The 5,382-nt window shown below is 29.0% G+C and carries 3 protein-coding genes and 2 riboswitches; of the genes, 2 read left to right on the top strand and 1 reads right to left on the bottom strand.

The window, feature by feature from the left end; genetic code table 11:
• Window positions 1-192: 192 nt before the first annotated feature.
• A complete protein-coding gene (locus tag ACTHW2_RS07795) occupies window positions 193-2,550 on the bottom strand; it encodes an ATP-dependent DNA helicase (RefSeq protein ID WP_442263384.1) in 2,358 nt (785 codons plus the stop codon).
• A 175-nt stretch (window positions 2,551-2,725) separates the two neighbouring features.
• A riboswitch (cyclic di-AMP (ydaO/yuaA leader) is annotated at window positions 2,726-2,850 on the top strand.
• 270 nt (window positions 2,851-3,120) lie between these two features.
• A riboswitch (cyclic di-AMP (ydaO/yuaA leader) is annotated at window positions 3,121-3,244 on the top strand.
• A gap of 437 nt (window positions 3,245-3,681) precedes the next feature.
• On the opposite strand from ACTHW2_RS07795, the gene ablB reads away from it, so the two are divergent.
• Together ablB and ACTHW2_RS07805 are read left to right on the top strand one after the other, a co-directional pair.
• Window positions 3,682-4,536: a putative beta-lysine N-acetyltransferase gene (gene ablB / locus ACTHW2_RS07800; RefSeq protein WP_442263385.1), complete on the top strand. Its 855-nt coding sequence runs from the start codon at window positions 3,682-3,684 to the stop codon at window positions 4,534-4,536.
• A 66-nt stretch (window positions 4,537-4,602) separates the two neighbouring features.
• The coding region (locus ACTHW2_RS07805; RefSeq protein ID WP_442263386.1) for a KamA family radical SAM protein at window positions 4,603-5,382 on the top strand (780 nt) is incomplete at its 3' end.

A 5,382-nucleotide genomic window follows, 5' to 3' on the forward strand; every position in this document is an offset into this window, starting at 1 on the left:
TGTATTTAAAAATGTAAAATATAAAGAATCTTTATTAATCATATTTTCACTTCCTTTTTCTATAATACTTAGTCGCCTAACCATTGATATATTATCTTACTTTTTACCTAATGTCAACACTTTTTTATTAGTCGACTAAGTATTATTTGTAAATAAGTAAAACTTAGATAAAATTTAAATTTTATCTAAGTTTTACTTATCAATATATTCATAAAATTTATCCTTTTTTTCCCAAAATTCTTTTAGTTTCTCTTTAAGGTCTATATTACTCTTAATTTTTTTATTAGTCTTCCATTCTTTTGGAAAAAGCTTTTTATACTTACTCCTTACAAACCTATCATCTATAAGAAGTATTACCCCTTTATCCTCTTCAGTTCTTATAACCCTTCCGGCTGCTTGGAGCACTTTATTTATGCCGGGAAAAGTGTAGGCATAATCAAATCCTATATGACTACTTTCATTATAATATTCTTTTATTATATCTCTTTCAAAGTTTATTCCTGGCAGTCCTACCCCTACTACTACAGCCCCTATAAGTTTATCTCCTACTAAATCTATTCCTTCAGAAAACATACCTCCAAGAACTCCAAAGGCAACTACATCATCTTTTTTGTTAAACTTATCTAGAAATTGTTCACGTTCTTTTTCTTTCATGCCCTCTTCTTGAATTAAGATATTTATACCGTCATATTCCATCAGACTGTATATTTTTTTCATATAGGCATAGGATGGAAAAAATATAAAATAATTTCCTTTTTTGGCCTTAATAAAAGTTTTAATAGTATTTGCTACATTTACATATGTATTTTCCCTATCACGATATCTAGTAGATATATTACCCCTTATAAGTAATGACATATTCTGTTTTGGAAATGGTGAAAGTAGTCTCATATGATAGTCCTTTTTCCCTCCTCCAAGTATGTTTTTATAGTAATCTATAGGGGTAAGTGTAGCTGAAAAAAATATAGTAGAAACTCCTCTTTTTATACTTTCTTTTAAAAGATTAGAAGGATTAACACAAAATAGTTTTATTATTATTTTTTCTTCATTTATTTCTTTTTTACTTCTATAATTTTCATCAAAAAACTCAGATATCTTTAAATATTTAACTATATCAAAGTATACTTCTATTACCTTTTCGTATTCCGAGTCATCTTTTTCTTCTATAAGCCAGGGCTCTAATGAAGTTAAAAGTGATTTTAAAGGAAAATAAAGTTCTGTAAAATCTTCTTTTGATTTAAAATTATCTACGATATTATTTGTATTTACAATAGTTTCAAATAATATATCTATCTTTCCAATTTTTTTATTTATAGAAATATATCTTCCTTTAAATTTATCCTTTATTTCAATAAGTTTTTCTTTATCCAAGCTTGCAGAAAACATCTCTCTAGATCTATCCACTAGATTATGTGCCTCATCCACTAAGAACACATAATTATATGATAACTCTTCGAAAAATCTTTTTAGATGAACCTGTGGATCAAATACATAATTATAGTCACAAATTATTACATCCATCCACAAACTAAGGTCTAAAGAATATTCAAAAGGACATACATTATGCTTTAAAGAATATTCCTTAATCTTTTCCCTATCTATCAAATCTTCATTTAAAAATATATCCATTATAGCATCATTTACCCTATCAAAATGTCCCTTAGCAAAAGGGCAATCACGAGGATTGCATTTTACTTCTCCATTTAAACAAACCTTATCTTTAGCAGTTATTACTATAGCTTTCATCTTTAAACCTTTACCTATTAAAAGTTTCATGGACTTAAGTGGTGCTTGACGGGTTATAGTTTTGGCCGTTAAATAAAATATTTTTTTAGCCCTTCCTTCTCCTATTATCTTTATAGAAGGAAAAAGAGTAGACATTGTTTTTCCTATGCCTGTTGGAGCTTTAGTAAAAAGATTTTTCTTTTCTTTTATAGTCTTAAAGACTGCTACTGCTAACTCCCTTTGACCTATGCGATAGTTTTTAAATGGAAACTGTAAATCCTTTATTGACCTATCCCTTGCTTCTTCCCATCCAAAGCTAAGCTCTGCCCATTCTATATATTTTCCTATCAGATATATAAGAAATTCTTCTAATTCTTCTAATTTAAATTTATCTTTAAACCTTTTTACTTCTTCGCTTTCAATATGAAAATATGTAATTTGTATATCTATCTTTTCTAAATTATTTTGAAGGCCATAAATATATCCATATACTTTTGCTTGGGCCCAGTGCAGGGGATTAGATTCTCTTTTTATCTTTTCTAAATCATATGTAGTACTTTTTATTTCATCTATTATAGCTTCATCTTCGAATCTATATATTCCATCTGCCCTACCCTCTAGTTCAAAACTATATTCTTCGTATTCAAATATGGTTTTAAGAGATACTTCTACCTTATAGTTTTCTCCATAGGATTTTTGAACCTTTTGATGAGCCTTTGTTCCTTCTAAAGCTCTATTTATAGATTTAAAGCTATTATCTATATGACCACTTTTCATAACAAATTCTATTAAATTTCTAACTGATATCTTTATATTGTTTTTCATCTTTTGCCTCCAATAGTATTATACCAAATTACTAAATTCTAAACCATATTATAAACAGCCTTCGCTTTATTCTCCAGCGTATTTTGCAAATCACAGCTCCAGTCAATTTGCAATAGACCTTTTTCTATGTTATGATTATATGGTAATAACTTTAAAATAAATCAATTATAATTTAATAACTACAATGCTTAATTCTTTTTAAGAAGCGGGGGAACCATTTTTTTGGGGTGAATCATTTTTGAAGAACGACCCTTTGTTCTAATCCATCAGCTAACCTCGTAAGCGAAAAAGGGGAGTATATCATTGAATTTAACTAACTATGGTTCTCCATAGTTTTTTTGTGCCCTTTTTTATGCTTTCGTGAATAGATTAAACATTTATGTAGTTGTATCTCTTTTAGCGCTAACTATGGTTAAATGAGAAAGATGCTGAAACTATTACGGAATCTTTAAATATATAGGTTAAAACCTTTTAGTATTGATTTTAAAGAAGTAGTACATCTATTGTATGTTGAGTATAATGCTTCTTTAAATATATTATATACATTTGCAATAATAAGAAACAATTCAATAGATTACAATGCTTAATTCTTTTAAAAGAAACGGAGGGACCAATATCTTGGGGCGAATCGATTTGAAGTGCTACCTTTGCTCTAGCCCGACAGCTAACTTCGTGTGTAAAAAGGAGTATATCATCTAAAATAACTATGGTGCTCCATGGTTATTTTTATGCACTTTTTTAAGTTTTTTACAATTTATATTTCATAAATTTAAGTATCACAATATTTAAATATTAAGTTTAGGCTCTCCTAAAAGATATAAGCATTTTCCTTAGTCCAGTAGTTCTACAAGATGACAGAAACTAATAGCAGGTGTTAACCAGTGCATTATTATGTCTTTATAAATGACTGTTATCGACTTTATGATTGGTGGAGTGGAACTGGATTTAGTTGTTTTAGAATTCATGCAAATACTAGATATTGGTAATGGAACAATTGTGGTCTAGATATTATAATATTAGCTATTATCCTTGATCATTTAACCGAAAACATTACAAAAATGAACAATTTTATATAATCAATCTTTTTAGTAGGCTATTAACTTTCGAATTGGCAAAGCAAAGGAGGAATAAATGTACGATACAATTATTAAAAAAGGTAACTCATATCTTCAACATGGATTCCACAATAACAGGATATATCTCATGCATTTAGATAAGAGAGATATGCCCGAGATATTAGATACTTTAACTTACATGGCAAATACACATGGATATACAAAAAAAATTGCTAAGGTCCCGGAGACTTACTCTCCATTTTTCTTGGAAAGAGGATATACCACTGAGGCAAAAGTTCCGGGCTTTTTCAATGGAAAGGAAGATTGTGTATTCATGGGGAAATATAGAGATAAAGAAAGAAATATTCCAGTAAATAAGTTGCTTAATAAAAAAGTTCTAGAAGCAGCTCATTCAAAAACACCTGTAGATTCATTAGAATTTAAATCTACAGATTATAAATTACCTAGCGGATTTTATTTCAAGAAAGCAGAAAGTATTGATGTTTATAAAATGTGCGAATTGTATTCCAAGGTTTTTAATTCATATCCTTTTCCTGTATCGGATCCAGAATACATTCAACAAACGATGAATAATCATGTTGTTTATTTTTCAATATGGAAAGATAATGAGATTATTGCACTTTCATCTTGTGAAATAAATACAGAAGATGAAAATGTAGAAATGACAGATTTTGCGATACTTCCAGAGTATAGAGGATACAATCTTGCTTATTTTTTACTTATAAAGATGGAAAAGGAAATGAAAGAAAACAAAATCAAGACAGCTTATACTATTGCTCGTTCATGTTCTTATGCTATGAACTGCACTTTTGCTAAATGTGGATATGACTTTTCTGGAGTACTTATAAAAAATACTCAAATTGGTGGAAAAATCGAGGATATGAACATTTGGTATAAGTCTTTAGTTTAGTTATTTAACTGATTAATTAACAAAACAATTATTTTTTTGCAATTAAAATAAAAAAGGAGTTCTTTTATGAATAAGATATTAATATCAAAACAAGATAATTTAGATGATAGGAATAACTCGGTTAGAAATAACTTGAGACAAAATAAAGTAGATGAAAATAAAGAAAGATTTTTTGCGGAGGTTTCTTCAGAAGACTGGGGAAATTGGAAATGGCAAATGCGAAATAGAATAGAAACAGTGGAAGACTTACAAAAACATGTGAAGCTTACTTTAGAAGAAAAGATGGGAATAAAGCGATGCCTTAAAACATTAAGAATGGCAATTACGCCATATTATCTTTCTCTTATGGATTTAAATAATCCAGATGATTCTGTAAGAAAACAGGCCATACCAACTTCTTTGGAACTTGAAAGCTTTAGTTCGGATTATGAGGATCCCTTGAATGAAGAAGCAGATTCTCCCGTTCCTGGACTGACACATAGATATCCTGATAGGGTACTTCTTTTAATTACTGATAGATGTGCTATGTATTGTAGACATTGTACTCGAAGAAGATTTGCAGGCAACAATGATAAATCGCTTCCAATCAAACAAATTGAAAAGGCTATAGAATATATAAGAAAAAAACCAGAAATAAGAGATGTTCTTATATCAGGTGGGGATGCTCTTTTAATATCTGATTCAAAACTTGAACAAATTATAAAAAAAATAAGAGCAATACCACATGTTGATATAATAAGAATAGGAAGTAGAGTCCCAGTTGTTATGCCCCAAAGAATAACTCCTAAACTTGTAAATATGTTGAAAAAGTATCATCCAATATGGTTAAATACACATTTTAATCAC

Origin of the sequence: Tissierella sp. (assembly GCF_052089545.1) — a bacterium.
Lineage (GTDB): Bacteria > Bacillota > Clostridia > Tissierellales > Tissierellaceae > Tissierella_A.

Bases quoted from the DNA above. Each gene is read 5' to 3' on its own strand.
- ACTHW2_RS07795 (WP_442263384.1), bottom strand. From the start codon at position 2,550: ATGAAAAACAATATAAAGATATCAGTTAGAAATTTAATAGAATTTGTT.
- ablB (WP_442263385.1), top strand. From the start codon at position 3,682: ATGTACGATACAATTATTAAAAAAGGTAACTCATATCTTCAACATGGA.